Here is a 19,776-nt window from a genome sequence, read left to right on the forward strand (position 1 = left end):
CGTTTAATTATATTAGGCATAATAATGAAATAACCTATTACATTTATATCTTGAGACAAGATTAAGACAACAAAAGACAGGTTGCCCCTAAGTATAGATCGGTTTCTAATATTTGAATTAATCACCACTACTTTAATAGATTGAGTGATTAATCAAACTACTTTTAATTATAATTTGGAGTACCAGTTGTATACTTTTTGAATACCATCTTTTAGGCCTATTGTATGCCTCCATCCTAAACCATGTAATTTAGAAGGGTCCGTTAATTTTTTCATAGTACCGTCGGGTTTATCACTATTAAAAAACAACACTCCTTTAAAACCAACTGTTTGCTTAATAATTTCGGCTAACTCTTTTATTGAAATATCAACTCCAGTACCTATGTTTATATGTGTATTTCGTATTTCTTTATTATTTGTTTCATAACAATCTGAAAACTGTCTGTTTTCCATTAAAAAGATACATGCGTTGGCCATATCTTCACTCCATAAAAACTCTCTCATAGGTTTTCCTGTCCCCCAAATCTCAAGATAGATTACGTTATCTCTTTTTTGAATACCATATTTATGAAGCACTTCATAGATTACGTTCTTGCTAGCACTACCATCTACCCCTTCAATTGGTAGATTATTTAAGTCTTTATGTATAGCATCCCAGTCTCCTATTTCTAAAGCTTTACCCAAATGCATTTTTCGTATCAAGGCAGGTAAAACATGTGACTTTTCTAAATCGAAATTATCATTAGGTCCATATAAATTAGTAGGCATTACAGAAATAAAATTGGTACCATATTGAATATTATAGCTTTCACACATTTTAATACCAGCTATTTTGGCTATAGCGTAAGGTTCGTTAGTGTATTCTAAAGCATCCGTTAAAAGACTATCTTCTTTCATTGGCTGCGGACAATTCTTTGGATAAATACAGGTGCTACCTAAAAACAATAATTTCTTTACATTATGCAAATAACTTTGATGAATTACATTATTCTGTATCATTAAGTTTTCATAAATAAAATCTGCTCGATATGTATTATTAGCAACTATACCTCCAACTTTAGCTGCCGCAAGAATTACATAATCTGGTTTTTCTTTTTCAAAAAATGTTGCAACAGCTGTGGAATCCTTAAGATCCAATTCCTTATGTGTTCTTGTTACAAAATTATAATAACCTTTAGACTTTAAGTTTTTTAAAATTGCACTTCCAACCAATCCTCTATGACCTGCAATATAAATTTTAGATTTTTTTTCCATAATTTAATAAACACCTAACTATATTAATTAAACCTTTAAATATTTACTCTGCTTGTCTTAAAATTTCATGCCCTGCTTTCAATAAATCAACATCCTTCTTCATTAATTTTATATCTGACTCCATCATATCCTTAACCAAATGTTCCAAATCATATTCAGGCACCCATCCCAATTTTTCTTTAGCTTTTGTGGGATCTCCAATCAATAAATCCACCTCTGTTGGACGGAAATAAGAAGGATCTACAGACAACACTTCTTTACCAATCTCTAATGTAAAATCCTTGTTGTTACAAGCCTTAACGAAAGCTTTCTCATCAACACCTTTACCTTTAAATTCTAATTCTATTCCTACTTCTAGAAAAGCCATACGCACAAAATCACGCACAGTAGTGGTTACACCTGTAGCAATAACCCAATCTTCAGATTTATCTGCTTGTAAAATCATCCACATCATTCGCACATAATCCTTAGCATGTCCCCAATCGCGTTTTGCTTCTAAGTTACCTAAGTATATTTTTTCTTGTAAACCTAATGCTATCTTTGCTACAGCTCTAGTAATTTTTCTAGTCACAAAAGTTTCTCCTCTTCTTGGTGACTCATGATTAAATAAAATTCCATTACAAGCAAATAAATCGTAGGCTTCTCGGTAGTTTTTTGTAATCCAAAAACCATATATTTTAGCCACTCCATACGGAGATCGTGGGTAGAAAGGTGAGTTTTCATCATAAAAACCTCTTTCATTTTTGTTTTCTGGTAAACCTCCGTATAATTCAGATGTTGATGCCTGATATATTCGTGTTTTCTTCTCTAAACCTAAAATACGTACCGCTTCTAAGATTCTTAAAGTTCCTAACCCATCTACATTACCTACATATTCAGGACATTCAAAAGATACTTTTACGTGAGACATAGCTCCTAAATTATATATTTCATCTGGTTGACATTCTTGGATAATACGAGTTAAATTCATAGAATCTGTTAAGTCTCCATAATGTAATTTTAATCTTAGATCAGGATCATGGGGGTCTTGATATAAATGATCAATTCTATCTGTGTTAAAAAGAGAAGCCCTTCTTTTAATACCATGCACCATATAGCCTTTTTCTAACAATAATTCGGCTAAATAAGAACCATCTTGCCCTGTAATACCTGTAATTAAAGCTACTTTCATAATTTTATATAAGTTTAAAAGATTATTAAATTTTATTCTCTGGAATCAATTAATACAATTCAAACGCTAAAAATACTAATATTTTATTACCCTAGGACAAGTCCTCCATCAGGTTTTTTTAGTACAAATTTAAGATTAGATAAAATGAATACAGCGCTCCGCGAAGTGAGTCCCATACAGATCAACACTTAAGAATAATTTAGTTAAAAATACCCAAAGGTTATTCGAGTTGCAAGAAATGAATAGCATAATTTTAAAAAATTATGCTATTCATTTCTTACACATCTGATTTTTTAATATTTATATTTATTCAGATGTTTTTTTAGCATATTCATAAAAACAAATAAAGCCACATTTATGAATTCCGATTAAAGGGCTAAATTACAAGTTAAGCTGTTTAACACAACTAGATACGGGTTATATCTAGTAAATAAAAATCAAACAGCACTAAACTAATAAGCGATAATTCTTACAAAAACATCATAAACAACAAAAAAGAGAAAGAAAAATTTGTTTAACAAAGTTAACATTGTAGCACCAACAAAAAAACACATTTATTGACGAAAAATATTACGTAATTTTCTCAAATAACATCTAAATAAAAATGAAATAAAATAACCATACGAACTACTGAAACAATTAAACTTGCTCTATCTTAAACTAATTCAGAAAAGAGCATCACTCCAAAGAATATTAATACATTTTAACAAATAAAAACATTATACTATTTGCTTTATTTTCATATTTAGAACCACACCAAAATCTTCTAAAACAAGTCGCACTCTAGTTTTCCCTACCTCCTTAACAACAGCCCGCTTGCCTTGAAACAGACTGCTTTTAATAAAGACTCTTTCTCCTGGTTCAAATTTTGAAACACTAAACTCCTCAACACAATCACTTGACAACCAATGCTTAATAATATCTATTTCTTCATTTTTGACAATAGCAGGTTTTCCCAACCAAAATAAATAACGTATTATCCCAGGGTAGTTAAAAACCAATTGTCTATCCTTATCCAACAACTGTACGAAAACATAAGATTTAAACAATGGTACTTCTATTGTTTTTTTTCGATCACTCCATACTTTAGTCTCCTTTATCATAGGACAATACACTTCTATATTGCCTTTCGATAGCATATCAGCAACTTTTTTCTCATTTTGAGGCTTTACATAAAGTACATACCATTTTTTTTTCATGTGATTTAATTACTAGGTCAGGTATATGGGTCTTTCACAAATATAATTTCTTTTTCTTAAATCACAAAAGTCAATAACTTTAGTTAAACTATTTAAATTATAGAATTTTAACATCTTTCTTTTACAACAAACTTTTATTCCATTACTAACAAATTATTATTATAATTCACAATCAGAACATTTTTTCCTTAAACCCTTTCTTGAGCTAATAACAAAACTACTTAAGATAACTTTAGACGTATTTACTTAAAAATTGATTTAGAAAAGCACAAACTATATAATTCAAAATAAAAAAACACCGAAAATCATTCGATTAACAGTGTCTATTTTATTAAAACCTAAATTTTTATTTAGTCGGGGTGGCAGGATTCGAACCTGCGACCTCCGCGTCCCAAACGCGGCGCGATAACCGGGCTACGCTACACCCCGAATTGGTTATCTTTTAACAGGCTGCAAATATACTTATTTTATTCACTCTACAAATTTTTTTAAAGAAAATATTACACTAAAAATAAAATTAACATTCTATATACATTTCAATTCTTAGGCATCTATTTTTAAATCACTAATATTAATCACAAAACACCTCATAATCTATAATAAATTTTGCTTATACAATTGATGACATTAAAAAGCTCATGAACTATATTTTTAAGAATTAGAATCATAAAAATTACAAAACACTAAAAAACAAGAAGTTTCGAAAATTAAAAAATAAAAGGGATTACCCATATATAATTATACATTTAACTAACTTTGTGAAAAGCTAATTAAATAACAAACATGTTAATCATAGGTATTGCAGGAGGCACTGGCTGCGGAAAAACTACAGTAGTAAACAAAATACTAAACGAACTTCCTGAAGGTGAATTAGGTATTATTTCTCAGGATTCTTATTATAAAGACACAACGCATTTATCTTATGAGGAACGGGTTAAAATAAATTTTGATCATCCTAGGTCTATAGATTTTGATCTGTTAACAAATCATTTAAAAGCATTAAAAAATAACGAAGTTATACACCAACCTGTTTATTCGTTCGTTAAACATAACAGAACAGGTGATACTGTTTTAACGCACCCCAGAAAGGTAATGATTGTTGAAGGCATCTTAATTTTAACCAATCCAGAATTACGAGACCTTTTTGATATTAAAATATTTGTACATGCTGATACTGACGAACGCTTAATTAGAAGGCTAAAACGAGATATTACAGAACGTGGTAGAGATATTGATGAAGTTTTAACAAGATACCAAACTACATTAAAACCAATGCACGATCAGTTTATTGAACCTATGAAAGAGTATGCAGATATTATTATACCAAACAACAAACATAACACGGTTGCGATAGATATTGTTCGCACCATTATAAACGAAAAACTCTAAGTGGCAAAACTCAATCAAAATAAATATTTAAAACCATTTAAAAACTGGTACATTTTAATTCTAGCAATTTTTGCTGTTTGGATGGTTTTTTTTGACACCAATTCTTGGTTCATTCACAACGAATTGAACAAAGATATTAATGACCTTGAATCTGAAAAAAAATATTACGAAAGAGAAATTGAAAAAGACAAAAAAGGAATAAAAAAACTAAGTACAGAAGAAGGTTTAGAAAAGTTTGCTCGCGAGGAATATTATATGAAACGCGACAATGAAGAAATTTTTATAATTGAATACGAAGACAGTTTAAAAGTAAAACAATAATGGCTAAGCGGTTATTTAATGAATTTGATTCTGTTTCATCTAAACAATGGAAACAAAAAATTCAGTTTGACTTAAAAGGAGCTGAATATAACGATACCCTTGTTTGGAAAACAAATGAAGATATCTTGGTAAAACCATTTTACCATGCCGATGATTTACATGAACTCCCTAAACCATCAAATACAAAAGCAACCGAATGGAAAATTTGTCAATCAATTTTTGTTGCTAATACTGAAAAATCAAACCTAAAAGCCCTTAATTCTATTGAAAAAGGTGCCGATAGCATCAAATTCATTATTCCATCTGAAACGGTTTCAATTGAAGATTTATTAAAAAACATCGATTTAAATATAACGTCAATTCATTTTGAATTACACTTTTTATCTCTCAATTTTATTAAAAACATTTCTACCATTTCCGCGAAAGCAAAAATTTATTATCATACCGATATTATTGGAAATCTTGCAAAAACAGGAAACTGGTTTAATAGTATTAAAGATGATTTTTCGCAATTTGAATCTATAGTAAAACAAACTAAAAGCTTTAGTATTAATCTATCATTATACCAAAATGCAGGAGCTACTATAACACAACAGTTAAGCTATGCTTTAGCACATGCAAACGAATACTTAAACCATATAGACACAAGTCTTTCAAATGAAGAAAAAGAAGCTATTTACATTAATTTCAACGTTAGCGTTGGCTCCAATTACTTTTTCGAAATTGCAAAACTACGAGCGCTTCGTCTACTCTGGAAAACATTAGCTTCAAAATATAAAATTAACACGAATTGCCACATTACAGTAACACCATCAATTCGTAATAAAACAGTATACGATTATAACACCAATATGCTACGAACCACAACAGAGTGCATGAGTGCTATTTTAGGAGGAGCAAATACTATTTATAATTTACCTTACGATGCCCTTTTTCATAAAGACAATGAATTTGGAGAACGCATTGCTAGAAATCAATTATTAGTTTTAAAGCATGAAAGCTATTTTGATAAAATTGATAACCCAACCGACGGCGCTTACTATATTGAATCGTTAACAAATCAATTAGCAGAAAAAGGCTTAGAATTATTTAAAGATATTGAGAAAAACGGTGGTTTTTTAAAACAATTAAAGACAGGAACTATACAACGAAAAATAAAAGAAAGTGCCGCAAAAGAGCAACACCTTTTTGATGCAGGTGAAAGCATATTATTAGGAACCAATAAACATGCGAATCCTAATGATAAAATGAAACACGAACTTGAAATTTATCCATTTGTAAAAACCAATCAAAGAAAAACATTAATTGAACCTGTAATAGAAAAACGATTATCAGAAACATTAGAACAAAAACGATTAAAAAATGAAAATTAACATGAAATCAAATTTAAAACTTATTGCATTATTTTTAGGAATTACTTTACTAAGTTGTAAAAACGAAAACACGCTAACCGATTTTAAATATAGTGACAAACCCGTAGCTTTAACTTGTACTGATATAAACGCAAAGCTATACAATGAAGCATTATATGCGTTTGAAGATGACATTTTAACTTTTTATAGCAAAGGCAAACCAAATGCTACTTTAACCCAAGCTTATAATCAGTTTATTAGAAATGCTAGTTACGGAAGAGTAAAATATGAAGATATTATTTCTAAACATACTTCAAAAATATTTGAAGCATTAAAACTAGATAATGATTTATGGGATGCCGAAAACACCAAAAGCCATTTAAATTATAATAGTAAACTTATAAAGTGTGTATCAGAGAACATTAAAGATGAAAATTTAAAAACAACATTTAATGCGCTTTTATCAACAAATAGTATGAGTCCTAAATTATTTGCTGCACCATTAAGCACAAAATATAGAAATGTGCTTTCAGATAAATTCTTAGCAACCTATACAGCTTTCGATTTGTTTTATGCTAATCTTTTTAACATAGATTTTTCTAAAATAAATTTTGATAAGCCTGAAGAAAATGTCGATTTCAACAAAGTTCCTCAAAAATAAAAATCAATTTTCGCAAAAGAAATAATCATTAATTAATATTGAATAAAAGCAAGCTTATACTATTTTTAATTACAACTCCATTATTCATGGTTTCTATTTCCTGTTTAACATTGACTTCAGACATAAAAAACTGGATTGAAATAGATAATATTGAAGATGTTAGCGGAAAGTATCATTTTCTTAGTAGTGATGGTATAAAAATCTACTTGCCTGATAGTTTTAAAAAATATTCAACAGCAGAATACCAATATTTATTAGATTCATTAACAACCAAAGAAGATTATCAATTAGAAATAAAACGCTTGCAATATTTAAAGCAAATGAAAGGTAACTTTTATATTTTTTTTGATGAAGATACGCGCTCTACATATACCATAAACACGATGCCTTATATGCCTTTTAACAAACAAGATGCGAAGTACCTTTCGGGTTTAATTTCTATGAATAATGAAAAAGTTTCTAATAAAACCGATTTAGATTTTACGAAAATAACAGCTAAATATAGCGGAAATTCTAAAACTCAAATATTTAAAACTATTTATAAAGTAGACAATACTAAAAAAGAGCTAACCAGTTTCAATTCATCATATATTGTATCTTCAAACAAAAAAACAGTTTACATACAATTGCTAACAGGTTTCGAGGCTAATTTTGATTTATTTCTACAAAAAATGATTTTATAATTTTAAGAGTAAACAACAATCATAAAAGCCCATTTATTTAAAATAAATGGGCTTTTAAATGCTTTATAACAAATATTTAATCTACTTTTTTATCTTGATTTTTAATTTCGTATTCAACAAAATCTCCTGCATTAACTACTGTCCACTTATCAAAGGTTCTAAAATACTTTTTAATAACTTTATTTACATCTTCAATAGTTAAACTTGTTACTTTGTCTTCAATAGCTTTATGAAACATCATATCTCTATCGTAATACAAATTATTATTTATTAAAGACGACAACTCATTATCTTTTGCCCTAGAAACATTTTCCCCTTGAACCCAACTAGTTATTGCGACCTTAAGTTCTTCCTCTGTTATACCATCTTTAATGAATCGTTCAATTTCCTCACTAAATCCTTTTTGAACTTTTGATGCATTCTCTGGAGCATAAATAGCGTAAACTGTAATAGAGGATTTTTTATTTTCCGAGTCAGAATCAACATTAACATAGCCTCCTGCACCATAACTAACTCCATCTTTTTGACGAAGACGACCAGCTATTCTAGAATTTAAAAATCCGCCTCCAAAAATAGAACTAGCCACTTGAAGTGCCGCGTAATCTTCATCTACTTGACTAGCTTCAAAAGACATAACCCCAATACTAATAGCATTTTTCTTATCTGGAGTTTGTATTTTTTCGTTTGATGGTATATATGGGCTAAACTTATTAGCTATTGGTGTATATGGTTTATTGGTTTTAAAATCGGCAAACTCTTTTTCAAAATAATCCTTCAAACTTTGTTCGTCTATATTACCTATTGCAATTAAACTTGCATTATTTGATAGCCCATAAAAAGTATCATAATATTCTTGCATTGCTTCAACTGTAACAGCATTAACATCTTCAATATCTTCTTCTATTGTATTTACATATAAAGGATGTCCTTTTTCATACTTTTGGTTTAACAATCTTAATTTTTTACTTGCTAAATAATTAGGCTCTGTTTTATTTTTTTCTATCCTTGCTAATTCTTCAGTTTTAAGCTTTTCAAGCTCTACTGCATCAAACTTTGGATTTTTAAGCATATCTGTCATTAAAGCTAGAGTCTCGTTAAGATGTTCTTCCGTAGTACTAATCATAACGTTAACTTTTCCATTTGAACCAACAAAACGGATGGATGATTTTAAAGCACTTAATTTATCTTCAATATCCTGTCTTGAATTATTTTGAGTCCCTTTATTAAGCATTCTGCCCGTATAACTAGCTATTTTACCTTTATTCATCAAATCATCTACATTTCCATTTCTTAGCATAAACCTTAAATTTACCGTTTTTCCTCGGTTATCTTTTTTTATAAACCCATACTCTATTGGTGCTTTTTCTAGCTTACCAGATTGTAATCTATTCTGTATATTTTCATAAGATACATCAAAAGCCTCTCCAGCTCCATAGCCTTCTTTACCTTTATAAGACTTTACCAATGCATCTAAACCTTCGGTATGTTCAATTTCTACTCGAATAGGTTTCTTACTAGGTATAAAATTCCCAACGGTTCTGTTAGTATTTATTAAATAACGATTTGCAGCTGCATTAACTTTTTCTACAGTCATACTTTCAACACGATCTCTTTGAATAAAAGCCAAACGCCAATCTCCTGCTCCAATAAACTCACTCATATAAGTCCCTAAATAATTAGAGTTTCTTGCAATTTGATCATATCGCTTTAATAAATTTGCCTTAGCTCGTTTTACCTCTTCTGATGTAACAGGATTATTTTTAAAATCATCTAAAACATTTAACAATGTACTTTCTGCTTCATTTAAAGATTTATCTGAAGGTACATCAACATTAAAATACATAAATGAAGGTTCTTTTGTAAATGGGGAATAAGACCATAATGAAGATGCCTTTTCTCCATCAATTAACGCCTTATATAACCTTCCCGAAGGCTCATCGGTTAAAATATTCTCTAAAACTGCCATTGCAGCATAATCTTCGTGTGAACCAGCCGGTGTATGATACATGGATGAAACAATTTGTAAGTCTCCTACTCTACTCAATGCCACTCTTTTTTCACCATCTTGAGCAGGCTCTATAGTTGGAATATCTCTTAAAGGAGCCTCTGGTTTTTTAATTCCTGCAAATTTTTTCTCAATAAGTGCCAACATTTTCTCTGTTTCAAACTTCCCTGTAACCATTAAAACAGCATTATCTGGTCTATAATATTTTTTATAAAAACCTTGCAGATTTTCTATTGGAACACGCTCTATATCAGACCTATTACCAATAGTAGACTTACCGTAGTTATGCCATAAAAAACCAGCACTAATAACTTTTTGCATAAGAACTCTTGTTGGCGAATTTTCACCACTTTCAAATTCATTTCTAACTACAGAAAATTCAGACTCTAAATCTTTTTTTGCTATATATGAATTTACCATTCTATCAGCTTCTAAATCTAAAGCCCAATCTAAATTTTCATCATTAGCATTAAACGTTTCAAAATAATTAGTACGATCATAATAAGTAGTTCCATTAGGTCTAGCACCACGAGCCGTTAACTCTTTTGGGATATCTGGATGATTTGGTGTCCCTTTAAACACCATATGCTCTAATAAATGAGCCATACCTTTTTCTCCGTAACCTTCGTGACGTGATCCTACTTTATAAGTGATATTTACAGTTATTGTTTGTGAGGAATTATCTGGGAATAGTAAAACTTTTAAACCATTATCAAGCATATACTCAGTTATACCTTCAACATTGGCTGTTTGTTTAACTTGTGCTTCTGTAGTAAAACTTACTAAGTAGGCTAATAATAAAATTGTAAAAATTTGATTGATGTTTTTCATATGATTCTATTTATTGATTTTCGATTGTCTTATACAACTTCTGTAATAATCATTCATCTGACTAGCTAAATTTTTATTTATGGATGCTTCATTATCTATTTTTTAGTAGAAACCATAAATGTAGGAATTTAATACTATAAAGCAGTTAAAAAAATTATAAATTTAAGTAAGACTCTTGTTAATATCTAGCTAATTGGTAAATCCACTTTCTGTATACGAATTTGTTAACAAATTCCATTTTTATTCCTCATAAATAATCGTATTTTTACCGATATTTAAACCAAATCATTTAATGGGTAAAATCATTGCAATTGCTAACCAAAAAGGAGGTGTTGGAAAAACAACAACATCTATAAACCTAGCTGCTTCACTTGGCGTTCTAGAAAAAAAAGTATTACTTATTGATGCTGACCCTCAAGCAAATGCAACTTCTGGAATTGGAATTGATGTTGAATCTGTTGAAATAGGCACCTATCAGCTTTTAGAACATTCAAATTCTGCAAAAGAAGCTGTCGTTAAAACTGACACACCAAACTTAGACATTATTCCAGCACATATTGACTTAGTTGCTATTGAAATAGAGCTTGTTGATAAAGATGAACGTGAATACATGTTAAAAAAAGCATTAAGAGATATTAAAAACGATTATGATTACATTATAATTGATTGTGCGCCTTCTTTAGGTCTTTTGACTTTAAACGCTTTAACAGCTGCTGATGCTGTAATAATACCTATTCAATGCGAATATTTTGCTTTAGAAGGTTTAGGAAAATTATTAAACACAATTAAAAGTGTTCAAAAAATTCACAATACAGAATTAGATATTGAAGGCTTATTATTAACCATGTATGATTCACGGTTACGTTTATCTAACCAAGTGGTTGAAGAAGTACAAAAACACTTTAACGATATGGTTTTTCAAACCATTATACAACGTAACGTCCGTTTAAGCGAGGCTCCAAGCTATGGAGAAAGCATAATTAATTATGATGCTTCTAGTAAAGGAGCTAGTAATTACTTAAGTTTGGCAAAAGAAATTATCAATAAAAACTCTTAAATTATGGCTAAGGCAACAAAAAAACAAGCTTTAGGTAGAGGTTTATCGGCTCTTTTAAGCGACCCTAGCAACGACATACAATCTGTTCAAGATAAAAATGCTGATAAAGTTATTGGTAATATTATTGAATTAGATATAGATTTTATTGAGGTTAATCCTTTTCAACCTCGAACTAATTTTAGTGAAGAATCTTTACGCGAACTAGCTTCTTCTATTAAAGAATTAGGTATTATTCAGCCTATAACCGTTAGAAAACTTGGATTTAACAAATATCAATTAGTTTCTGGTGAGCGTCGTTTTAGAGCTTCAAAATTATTAGGTTTAGAAACAATTACATCATACGTCAGAATTGCTAACGACCAAGAATCATTAGAAATGGCTCTGGTTGAAAATATTCAACGTCAAGATTTAGATCCTATAGAAATTGCATTATCATACCAACGCTTAATTGATGAAATTAATTTAACACAAGAACAAATGAGTGAGCGCGTTGGAAAAAAACGCTCCACTATTACAAATTATTTACGTTTATTAAGATTAGATCCTATCATACAAACAGGTATGCGAGATGGGTTTATATCTATGGGACACGGGCGTGCTTTAATTACTATTGAAGACCAAGCAACACAATTAGATATTTATGAAAAAGTATTATCTAATAAGTTATCTGTAAGAGAAACCGAAGTTATGGTACGTAACTTTAACGATAATGATGAAGTAAAAGTACCTTCAAAAGGTAAAGAAGAAGACTCGGAAGAATTGCCAAAATTCATAAAAAAAGGCATAAGTACATTTTCAGAATACTTTGGGCATAAAATTGACGTTAAAGTTTCTAAGAACGGTAAAGGAAAAATAACGATTCCTTTTCATTCTGAGGAAGATTTTAATCGTATTAAAAAATTAGTTCAAGGTGCCAAATAAATTCATATTAGCAAGTCTATTCGTATTACTTTTTTGCTTTTCAATTATTGGACAAGAAAAAAAAACAAAAAAACAAAAACCTGAAAAAGAGATCGTAATAGATACATTGGTTAATATTAACGAACCAATAAATCCACTTTCTCCAGCAAAAGCAGCTTTTTATTCTGCTGTTTTACCTGGTTTAGGGCAAGCATACAACAAACAATATTGGAAAATCCCTATTGTTTATGCAGCTTTAGGTACTGGAATATATTTCTACACAAACAACAACAAAGAATACAATAGATATAGAGATGCTTATAAAAGTAGATTAGCTGGCTTTAAAAATGATGAATTTTACACACAAGATGCTTTAGGTAATCCTGTTGAAAGAGTTACAACAGATGGCTTGGAACGTGCTCAAAAATTCTACAGAAAAAACAAAGAAATGTCGCTTTTGGCTATTGTTGGCATTTACGCTTTAAATATTATAGAAGCTAATGTATCATCGCATTTAATGCAATTTAATGTCGATGAAAACTTATCTTTAACACCACATTATAAAATGAATGAGATTGATGCAACAAGCAATCTCGGATTAACTTTAAATTTTAAATTTTAACATGAACATTGCTTTACTAGGATACGGAAGAATGGGTCAAACCATAGAACAAATTGCCATTAAACGTGGACATAATATTGTTTTAAAAGTAGACAAAGACGATAAAGATTACGATATCACAAAAGCAGATGTTGCTATAGATTTTAGTATACCTAACGTTGCTTTCAATAACATTTCTAATTGTTTAAACAATAATGTTCCTGTTATTTCAGGAACAACGGGTTGGTTAGAAAATTATGATAATGCTGTAGCCTTATGTAAAGAAAAAAAGGGCGCTTTTATTTATGCTTCTAATTATAGTTTAGGAGTTAATATCTTTTTCGAGTTAAATAAAACATTAGCAAAAATGATGAGCAATTTGAAACAATACAATGTTTCAATGGAAGAAATTCATCATACTAAAAAACTTGATGCTCCTAGCGGAACAGCTATATCATTAGCAAACGATGTTATTGAATTTAACAATAACTTTAAAGCATGGGAATTAGATTCAACAAAAGAAGAAGCTACAATTCCAATTGTAGCTAAACGTATAGAAGACGTTCCAGGAACGCATACTGTAACATACGAAAGTGAGGTTGATACAATTACTATTGAGCATATTGCACACAACAGACAAGGGTTTGCTCTTGGTGCCGTTATTGCAGCCGAATGGATTATTGGAAAAACGGGCGTTTTTACAATGAACGATGTGTTAAATATTGGTTAATACTTATAACTTTATGTAACAACATAAACAAGTATTACTACTAACAAAAAAATTAAATATTACGATTATGACATTAATGCAATGGTTTATTTTTATCCTAATAATTCAAGTAATTCATGGTTTAGGAACTTGGAAACTATATCTAAAAGCAGGTAGACAAGCTTGGGAAGCTTTTATTCCTGTTTATAATGGTATTGTTTTAATGAAAATAATCAACCGTCCTTGGTGGTGGTTTATTCTTCTATTTTTACCTATTGTAAACCTCATTATGTTTATAGTTGTATGGGTAGAAACCGCTAGAAGTTTTGGTAAAAACCAGCCTGTAGACACATTTTTAGCTGTTATATCATTAGGTTTTTACAACTACTATTTAAATTATTTTACCAATGTAAAACATGTTAAAGATAGAAGTATTAATCCTAAATCGGGTTCAGGTGAATGGACAAGTTCTATTTTATTTGCAATAGTAGCAGCTACTATTGTACACACCTATTTTATTCAACCATTTACTATTCCTTCTTCTTCATTAGAAAAATCGTTATTAGTAGGCGATTTTCTATTTGTAAGCAAGTTTCATTATGGTGCTAGAATACCAATGACAACTGTTGGAGCGCCTATGGTACACGATACCATTCCTAAATTAGGTGTAAAATCTTATTTATTTAATGATCATTTTGAAGAAAGAAAAACATCATTAGCTAATAAATTACAATTACCTTATTTAAGATTCCCAGGGTTTGAAAACATTGAACGCAATGATATTGTAGTATTCAATCAGCCAGCAGACACCTTGCTGAACATGAATGACTTTCATCCTGATAGAAATTATTACAAACCGATAGATAAAAAGACCAATTTAGTAAAACGTTGTGTTGCTATTGCTGGAGATTCTTTAGAAGTTCGTGATGGTTATGTATACATAAATGGTAAAAAAAATATACTACCTGATAGAGCTAAAATACAATTCATGTCCAAGGTTCAATCTATAAACTATCTTAATGATAATTTTATTAAACAACTTGGTAGTACAGAATATTATCGATTTTATATAATATCACGAAACAAAATAGATCGATATATCCAACAGAATTATGGATTACAAGCTATTGAAGGTGACAAAAACAACTTCTTAATACAGGTTTCTCCAAGTGAAAACCTAAGACAGTTTATAAATCAATATGATCTAAAATTAACTGGAAGACTAATTATAAACTTAACTGACGAATCATTCAACAGATTAAAAAATGATCCAAATATTAAATCGATAGAAAAGATTCAATCGCAAAAAGGAGACAGAAATTCTTCTGTTTTCCCCCATGATCCAAATTACAAATGGAATACGGACTTTTTTGGACCTTTATATATACCTGAAGCAGGAAAAACAATTAACATAAATCTTGATGTATTACCTCTTTACAAGCGTGCTATTACAGAATATGAAGGAAACTCATTAAAAGTAAAAGGAAATCAAATTTTTATTAATGACAAATTAACAACCACCTATACTTTTAAACAAAATTACTATTGGATGATGGGTGACAATCGTAATAATTCTATAGATGCTAGAATGTGGGGCTTTGTACCATTTGATCACGTTGTTGGAAAGCCAGTATTCATTTGGATGAGTTGGGACGGATTAAAACCAAGATGGGAACGTTTCTTTACTACCGTTAGCGGATCAGGAAAAGCAACTTCTGTTTTCATTCCGTTTATAGTTTTACTATTTGGAATATTTGGATTTAATAAATGGAGAGCACGTAAAAAAGCTAATAATTAATTTGTTGATATTTTGTCATTCCTGCGAAAGCAGGAATCTTATAGATTGAAACTTAATTATAAAAGTAGATCCCTGTCTTCGCAGGAAAGACAATACAAATGAATATTATAATTCACCCTACATACTTTCCTAATATTGCACATTTTGTTGCTATGGTAAAAGCCAAGGAAGTAAGGCTAGAGGTAGATGACAACTTTTTAAAACAAACTTATAGAAATAGGACTTATATATACGGAGCTAACGGAAAACTAGCTTTAAATATTCCTGTTATACACACGCAAAAAAATCGTCAAAAATATCGTGAGGTTAAAATTTTTAATGAAGAAAAATGGCAAAGTCTGCATTGGAAATCTTTACTTTCGGCTTACAGAACCTCTCCTTTTTTTGAATATTACGAAGATGAACTCCAACCTTTATTTGATTTAAAAGTTGATTACATTTTAGATTTTAATTTAAAATGTTTTGAAATTATTTGCGATTGCCTACAATTAGAATTAAATATTTCTAAAACCGAAGTTTATCAAAATACAATTGAAGGAGTTTCAGATTTCAGATATTTAGTAAATGCTAAAAAAGAACAACCTTACTCTTTTGATACTTACATACAAGTTTTCAATAACAAACATGGTTATATTCCTAATTTAAGCATCTTAGATTTATTATTTAATGAAGGACCAAATGCTTTAAATTATTTAGAATCTCAAACCTTAATTATTCAATAATGCTACAAACTATTGCACATTACGGATGTCATATTTTTATTCCGTTACTTGTTGCTTTACTTTTCTATAAAAGAACATGGAAAACAGCCTTTTTAATTATGTTTGCAGGCATGCTAATAGATTTAGACCATCTATTAGCGACTCCTATTTTCGACCCAAATAGATGCAGTATTGGTTTTCATCCTCTTCACTCCTATTTTGCTATTTTGTTTTATTTATTTCTTTTAATTCCAAAAAAATCACGATTAGTTGCATTGGGCTTAGTCATACATATTTTTTCAGATTTTGTAGATTGCTCGTTTATGTAATTATTTAGGAATAGATTCCAGCTACACGAGAATGGCAAACTTATTTATCCAGACTTAAGGTAGTCATAACAGGATAATGATCTGAATAATGCGCTTCATAGGTTTGAAAACCATTAACAGAAAAAGCATCATCAGCAAAAATAAAATCAATTCTTACTGGAAAGAATTTAAAATCGTAAGTACGTCCAAAACCACTCCCGCGTTCTTTAAACGTGTCATTTAAATCGCCTTTAATTTTTCTATATACATAAGAGAATGCTGTATTATTAAAATCGCCACAAATAACCATTTTATATGTACATTGCTTTTTATGCATTAAAAACAATTCGGTTTGAAACTGCTGCATCTTAAAAGTTCTGCCAATACGTTTTAATATACGCTCAGAATCCTCTTTTTTAAGACTTTCCATCTTGGTATCAATACGTAAAGATTCTAAATGAATATTATAAAATCGCATGGTATCTAATCCTTTTACAACATCTGCAAAAATGGCATTATTACCAGTATCTGGAAACTCTATAGATCCTGAATTAATAATAGGAAACTGAGAAAAAATAGCTTGTCCGTATTTTGTTTTTTTTCCTGAAAGTTTTTCAAACTTATGTTTGAAAAATGAAAGATCTATATTTTTATGTGGATGATATTCTTGAATACTTAACACATCTGGTGCTTCCGTTTTTATAAAATCTACAATTTTAGTTTCAACTCCTTTCTCAGGAATCCAATCATACAAATTAAAGAGGCGAACATTATAATTCATCACCTTTATATTCTGAGGATTTTCAACTTTTTGAGAAGATGAAAATTTATATAAAGTGCCAAAAGACAAGTACCCTATTAGTAAAACAACCAAAGACATCATGAATTGTTTTTTACGTTTTACCAACCAATAAACAAAAAACAAAACATTAATTAAACCTATAAAAGAAACTCCTAAATTAAGAACTGATAAAACCGAAAATGTTTTAGGAGGTAAAAAAGGTAAAGCATAAGAAAACAACAACAAAGCTGCAAAAACAACATTGATGAAATAGAGTATTTTATCAATAAAACGCAACTTTTTCATGTGTTCATATATTCTTTTAGAGGCAACACAATACTACTTACCTGCTCTAAATAAATATTCTTTTTCTTCGGCAGTTAAACCATCATAACCACTTTTACTAATCTTATCTAAAATAACATCAATTTTTTTCTGATTATTAAACTCATTAAAATCAGCTTTGGCATAACCTCCAACTTTACTTTTATTTTTGTGTACTGTTTTTAAAGGCGATTTTTTTGAAACTTTAAACATTCCTGTTATACTATCCATTAAACCTTCAAAACCTCTGCCTATGTCATTTCCTTTCAGTAATTGTTTAGCATAGAAATAACCTAATAAAGCACCACCTAAATGCGCTAAATTACCTCCTGTATTACCTAACGGATCATTAAGTCCTGCTACAACTCCTAAAACATCAATAATTACAATAGCTAAACCTACATACCAAAGCTTTAAATTAAAGGTAAAAAAACGAACATCTTGATTAGGCAAATAAGTACATAGAAATATTAACAATGCTCTTATGGCTGCAGAAGCACCAACCAAATGCGTATTAATACCAAACACACTAGGAAACAAGGTATAGCAAAGCATAAACAGCATACCTCCAGACATTGCTCCTAAAAAATAAATATTCAATGCCATTTTTGGGCTAAACAAGTTTAAAAACATACGTCCTATAAAATATAACCATAGCATATTAAACAGAATATGTATAAAATTATAATGTAAAAATGCATAGCTAATAATTGCCCAAGGCTTTATAATGAAATTAGAAAAGTCACTAGGTAAATCTAGCCACTTCAAACTAGTCTCATCAGGAAGAGTCAAAAACTTAGTTAGCAAATAACCAATAATAAAAACTACTACATTAACAGCAATAATTTTTTCTAACACATTAAGATTAGATAATTTTTCTTTTATGTCTTGAGAGAGAGTTGTCATTAGTTCCAACGATTTCTATTAAACTGCGTTTTTTTCCAATACCACATAATTAAAAAGCCTATTAGTGCACCTCCAACATGTGCAAAATGAGCTGTATTACTAGGACTAAATATAGAATGCCCACTTAATCCTGAAATTAAATCTAAAAGAATAATTCCTGGAATAAAATATTTTGCTTTTACAGGAATTGGTAAAAAAATCATCATTAATTCAGCATTTGGGTTCATCATAGCAAAAGCAGCCATAATCCCCATAATACAACCAGATGCTCCTACCATTGAACTATTGTTTGTAACAACATTCATTTCATACAAAGCATTAAATGCTGATTGATCAATAACAGAAGTATTAATTCCATATTCATAAAAAACATGAATCATTTCTTTTGACAAAATTTTACTATCAAAAATATTACCATTCAAAATATTTAAATTAATAATTTTATCTACTAAATCATTTGGTAATCCTAATGCTGAAATCTCATTTAATGATGGAATATATTGGAAATAATAATACCCAACCTGCAAAGCTACAGCTCCTAAACCTGCAGAAATATAAATAAATAAAAAACGTTTAGACCCTAAAACTTGCTCAACTGGAGAACCAAACATCCAAAGAGCAAACATATTAAACAAAATATGTGAAACACCTCCATGCATAAACATGTGCGTTATTATTTGCCAAGGCCTAAATGCATCATTTTTTGGAAAATACATAGCAAACCATTCATAAAACAATTCACCATTACCTATGGACAAAGTACCAATAAACATAATCACATTAATGATTATTAAATGCTTAACGGTTTCTGAAATCCTCATCATAA

Annotated in this window: 19 protein-coding genes and 1 tRNA gene; 12 read left to right on the forward strand and 8 right to left on the reverse strand. The window is 29.8% G+C overall.

Features of this window, described 5'->3' with window-relative positions; all coding sequences use genetic code 11:
- Positions 1-167: 167 nt before the first annotated feature.
- From ACH5TX_RS12245 to ACH5TX_RS12260, 4 genes are all read right to left on the reverse strand, one after another.
- Positions 168-1,253 (reverse strand): GDP-L-fucose synthase family protein, encoded by a 1,086-nt coding sequence (locus ACH5TX_RS12245; RefSeq protein ID WP_439339789.1) that lies wholly within the window; start codon positions 1,251-1,253, stop codon positions 168-170.
- A gap of 43 nt (positions 1,254-1,296) precedes the next feature.
- Entirely contained in the window at positions 1,297-2,424 is a 1,128-nt protein-coding gene (gene gmd / locus ACH5TX_RS12250) for a GDP-mannose 4,6-dehydratase (RefSeq protein WP_439339790.1), read from the reverse strand.
- 719 nt (positions 2,425-3,143) lie between these two features.
- Complete coding sequence (locus ACH5TX_RS12255; protein ID WP_439339791.1) at positions 3,144-3,623, reverse strand: UpxY family transcription antiterminator; 480 nt, start codon at positions 3,621-3,623, stop codon at positions 3,144-3,146.
- Positions 3,624-3,977: 354 nt separating this feature from the next.
- Positions 3,978-4,052, reverse strand: a tRNA-Pro gene (locus ACH5TX_RS12260).
- 354 nt (positions 4,053-4,406) lie between these two features.
- On the opposite strand from ACH5TX_RS12260, the gene udk reads away from it, so the two are divergent.
- The 5 genes from udk (at position 4,407) to ACH5TX_RS12285 (ending at position 8,029) form a co-directional block, all read left to right on the forward strand.
- Complete coding sequence (udk, locus tag ACH5TX_RS12265; RefSeq protein ID WP_439337156.1) at positions 4,407-5,012, forward strand: uridine kinase; 606 nt, start codon at positions 4,407-4,409, stop codon at positions 5,010-5,012.
- Positions 5,013-5,333, forward strand: a complete 321-nt coding sequence (locus tag ACH5TX_RS12270; RefSeq protein ID WP_439339792.1) for an FtsB family cell division protein — start codon at positions 5,013-5,015, stop codon at positions 5,331-5,333.
- Complete coding sequence (locus ACH5TX_RS12275; protein WP_439339793.1) at positions 5,333-6,706, forward strand: methylmalonyl-CoA mutase subunit beta; 1,374 nt, start codon at positions 5,333-5,335, stop codon at positions 6,704-6,706. The genes ACH5TX_RS12270 and ACH5TX_RS12275 overlap by 1 nt, the downstream gene beginning before the upstream one ends.
- A complete protein-coding gene (locus ACH5TX_RS12280; RefSeq protein WP_439339794.1) occupies positions 6,696-7,346 on the forward strand; it encodes a hypothetical protein in 651 nt (216 codons plus the stop codon). Before ACH5TX_RS12275 ends, ACH5TX_RS12280 begins: the two co-directional genes overlap by 11 nt.
- A 110-nt stretch (positions 7,347-7,456) precedes the next feature.
- On the forward strand, positions 7,457-8,029 hold the full coding sequence (locus ACH5TX_RS12285; RefSeq protein ID WP_439339795.1) for a hypothetical protein: 573 nt from the start codon (positions 7,457-7,459) through the stop codon (positions 8,027-8,029).
- A gap of 76 nt (positions 8,030-8,105) precedes the next feature.
- On the opposite strand, the gene ACH5TX_RS12290 is transcribed toward ACH5TX_RS12285, so the two are convergent.
- On the reverse strand, positions 8,106-10,865 hold the full coding sequence (locus ACH5TX_RS12290; RefSeq protein ID WP_439339796.1) for a M16 family metallopeptidase: 2,760 nt from the start codon (positions 10,863-10,865) through the stop codon (positions 8,106-8,108).
- A gap of 292 nt (positions 10,866-11,157) precedes the next feature.
- Here ACH5TX_RS12290 and ACH5TX_RS12295 point away from each other — a divergent pair, with 292 nt between their 5' ends.
- From ACH5TX_RS12295 to ACH5TX_RS12325, 7 genes are all read left to right on the forward strand, one after another.
- Entirely contained in the window at positions 11,158-11,922 is a 765-nt protein-coding gene (locus ACH5TX_RS12295) for a ParA family protein (protein WP_439339797.1), read from the forward strand.
- Positions 11,923-11,925: 3 nt separating this feature from the next.
- Positions 11,926-12,843, forward strand: a complete 918-nt coding sequence (locus ACH5TX_RS12300) for a ParB/RepB/Spo0J family partition protein (protein WP_439339798.1) — start codon at positions 11,926-11,928, stop codon at positions 12,841-12,843.
- Positions 12,833-13,444, forward strand: a complete 612-nt coding sequence (locus tag ACH5TX_RS12305; protein ID WP_439339799.1) for a DUF5683 domain-containing protein — start codon at positions 12,833-12,835, stop codon at positions 13,442-13,444. The genes ACH5TX_RS12300 and ACH5TX_RS12305 overlap by 11 nt, the downstream gene beginning before the upstream one ends.
- Position 13,445: 1 nt before the next feature.
- Positions 13,446-14,153, forward strand: a complete 708-nt coding sequence (gene dapB / locus ACH5TX_RS12310) for a 4-hydroxy-tetrahydrodipicolinate reductase (RefSeq protein ID WP_439339800.1) — start codon at positions 13,446-13,448, stop codon at positions 14,151-14,153.
- Positions 14,154-14,220: 67 nt separating this feature from the next.
- Complete coding sequence (lepB, locus tag ACH5TX_RS12315; protein WP_439339801.1) at positions 14,221-15,930, forward strand: signal peptidase I; 1,710 nt, start codon at positions 14,221-14,223, stop codon at positions 15,928-15,930.
- 98 nt (positions 15,931-16,028) lie between these two features.
- Positions 16,029-16,652: a WbqC family protein gene (locus tag ACH5TX_RS12320; protein ID WP_439339802.1), complete on the forward strand. Its 624-nt coding sequence runs from the start codon at positions 16,029-16,031 to the stop codon at positions 16,650-16,652.
- Positions 16,652-16,960: a DUF6122 family protein gene (locus tag ACH5TX_RS12325; RefSeq protein ID WP_439339803.1), complete on the forward strand. Its 309-nt coding sequence runs from the start codon at positions 16,652-16,654 to the stop codon at positions 16,958-16,960. The genes ACH5TX_RS12320 and ACH5TX_RS12325 overlap by 1 nt, the downstream gene beginning before the upstream one ends.
- A gap of 40 nt (positions 16,961-17,000) precedes the next feature.
- On the opposite strand, the gene ACH5TX_RS12330 is transcribed toward ACH5TX_RS12325, so the two are convergent.
- Genes ACH5TX_RS12330 through ACH5TX_RS12340 form a run of 3 tightly spaced genes read right to left on the reverse strand, consistent with a single transcriptional unit; the run spans position 17,001 to position 19,774 of the window.
- Positions 17,001-18,026: an endonuclease/exonuclease/phosphatase family protein gene (locus ACH5TX_RS12330; protein ID WP_439339804.1), complete on the reverse strand. Its 1,026-nt coding sequence runs from the start codon at positions 18,024-18,026 to the stop codon at positions 17,001-17,003.
- A 33-nt stretch (positions 18,027-18,059) separates the two neighbouring features.
- Positions 18,060-18,950 carry a rhomboid family intramembrane serine protease gene (locus ACH5TX_RS12335; RefSeq protein ID WP_439339805.1) on the reverse strand — a complete coding sequence of 297 codons (891 nt, stop codon included), beginning with the start codon at positions 18,948-18,950 and terminating at the stop codon, positions 18,060-18,062.
- Entirely contained in the window at positions 18,950-19,774 is an 825-nt protein-coding gene (locus tag ACH5TX_RS12340; protein ID WP_439339806.1) for a rhomboid family intramembrane serine protease, read from the reverse strand. Before ACH5TX_RS12340 ends, ACH5TX_RS12335 begins: the two co-directional genes overlap by 1 nt.
- Positions 19,775-19,776: the final 2 nt, after the last annotated feature.

It is taken from the genome of Thalassobellus citreus, assembly GCF_044385915.1.
Classification (GTDB): Bacteria; Bacteroidota; Bacteroidia; order Flavobacteriales; family Flavobacteriaceae; genus Thalassobellus; species Thalassobellus citreus.

What these genes read in the sequence shown, in the direction of transcription:
- ACH5TX_RS12295 (WP_439339797.1), top strand. Translation starts at nt 11,158, where the DNA reads ATGGGTAAAATCATTGCAATTGCTAACCAAAAAGGAGGTGTTGGAAAA.
- lepB (WP_439339801.1), top strand. Translation starts at nt 14,221, where the DNA reads ATGACATTAATGCAATGGTTTATTTTTATCCTAATAATTCAAGTAATT.
- ACH5TX_RS12320 (WP_439339802.1), top strand. Translation starts at nt 16,029, where the DNA reads ATGAATATTATAATTCACCCTACATACTTTCCTAATATTGCACATTTT.
- ACH5TX_RS12290 (WP_439339796.1), bottom strand. Translation starts at nt 10,865, where the DNA reads ATGAAAAACATCAATCAAATTTTTACAATTTTATTATTAGCCTACTTA.
- ACH5TX_RS12280 (WP_439339794.1), top strand. Translation starts at nt 6,696, where the DNA reads ATGAAAATTAACATGAAATCAAATTTAAAACTTATTGCATTATTTTTA.
- dapB (WP_439339800.1), top strand. Translation starts at nt 13,446, where the DNA reads ATGAACATTGCTTTACTAGGATACGGAAGAATGGGTCAAACCATAGAA.
- ACH5TX_RS12330 (WP_439339804.1), bottom strand. Translation starts at nt 18,026, where the DNA reads ATGAAAAAGTTGCGTTTTATTGATAAAATACTCTATTTCATCAATGTT.
- ACH5TX_RS12340 (WP_439339806.1), bottom strand. Translation starts at nt 19,774, where the DNA reads ATGATGAGGATTTCAGAAACCGTTAAGCATTTAATAATCATTAATGTG.
- ACH5TX_RS12275 (WP_439339793.1), top strand. Translation starts at nt 5,333, where the DNA reads ATGGCTAAGCGGTTATTTAATGAATTTGATTCTGTTTCATCTAAACAA.
- ACH5TX_RS12255 (WP_439339791.1), bottom strand. Translation starts at nt 3,623, where the DNA reads ATGAAAAAAAAATGGTATGTACTTTATGTAAAGCCTCAAAATGAGAAA.
- ACH5TX_RS12325 (WP_439339803.1), top strand. Translation starts at nt 16,652, where the DNA reads ATGCTACAAACTATTGCACATTACGGATGTCATATTTTTATTCCGTTA.
- udk (WP_439337156.1), top strand. Translation starts at nt 4,407, where the DNA reads ATGTTAATCATAGGTATTGCAGGAGGCACTGGCTGCGGAAAAACTACA.
- ACH5TX_RS12335 (WP_439339805.1), bottom strand. Translation starts at nt 18,950, where the DNA reads ATGACAACTCTCTCTCAAGACATAAAAGAAAAATTATCTAATCTTAAT.
- ACH5TX_RS12300 (WP_439339798.1), top strand. Translation starts at nt 11,926, where the DNA reads ATGGCTAAGGCAACAAAAAAACAAGCTTTAGGTAGAGGTTTATCGGCT.
- gmd (WP_439339790.1), bottom strand. Translation starts at nt 2,424, where the DNA reads ATGAAAGTAGCTTTAATTACAGGTATTACAGGGCAAGATGGTTCTTAT.
- ACH5TX_RS12245 (WP_439339789.1), bottom strand. Translation starts at nt 1,253, where the DNA reads ATGGAAAAAAAATCTAAAATTTATATTGCAGGTCATAGAGGATTGGTT.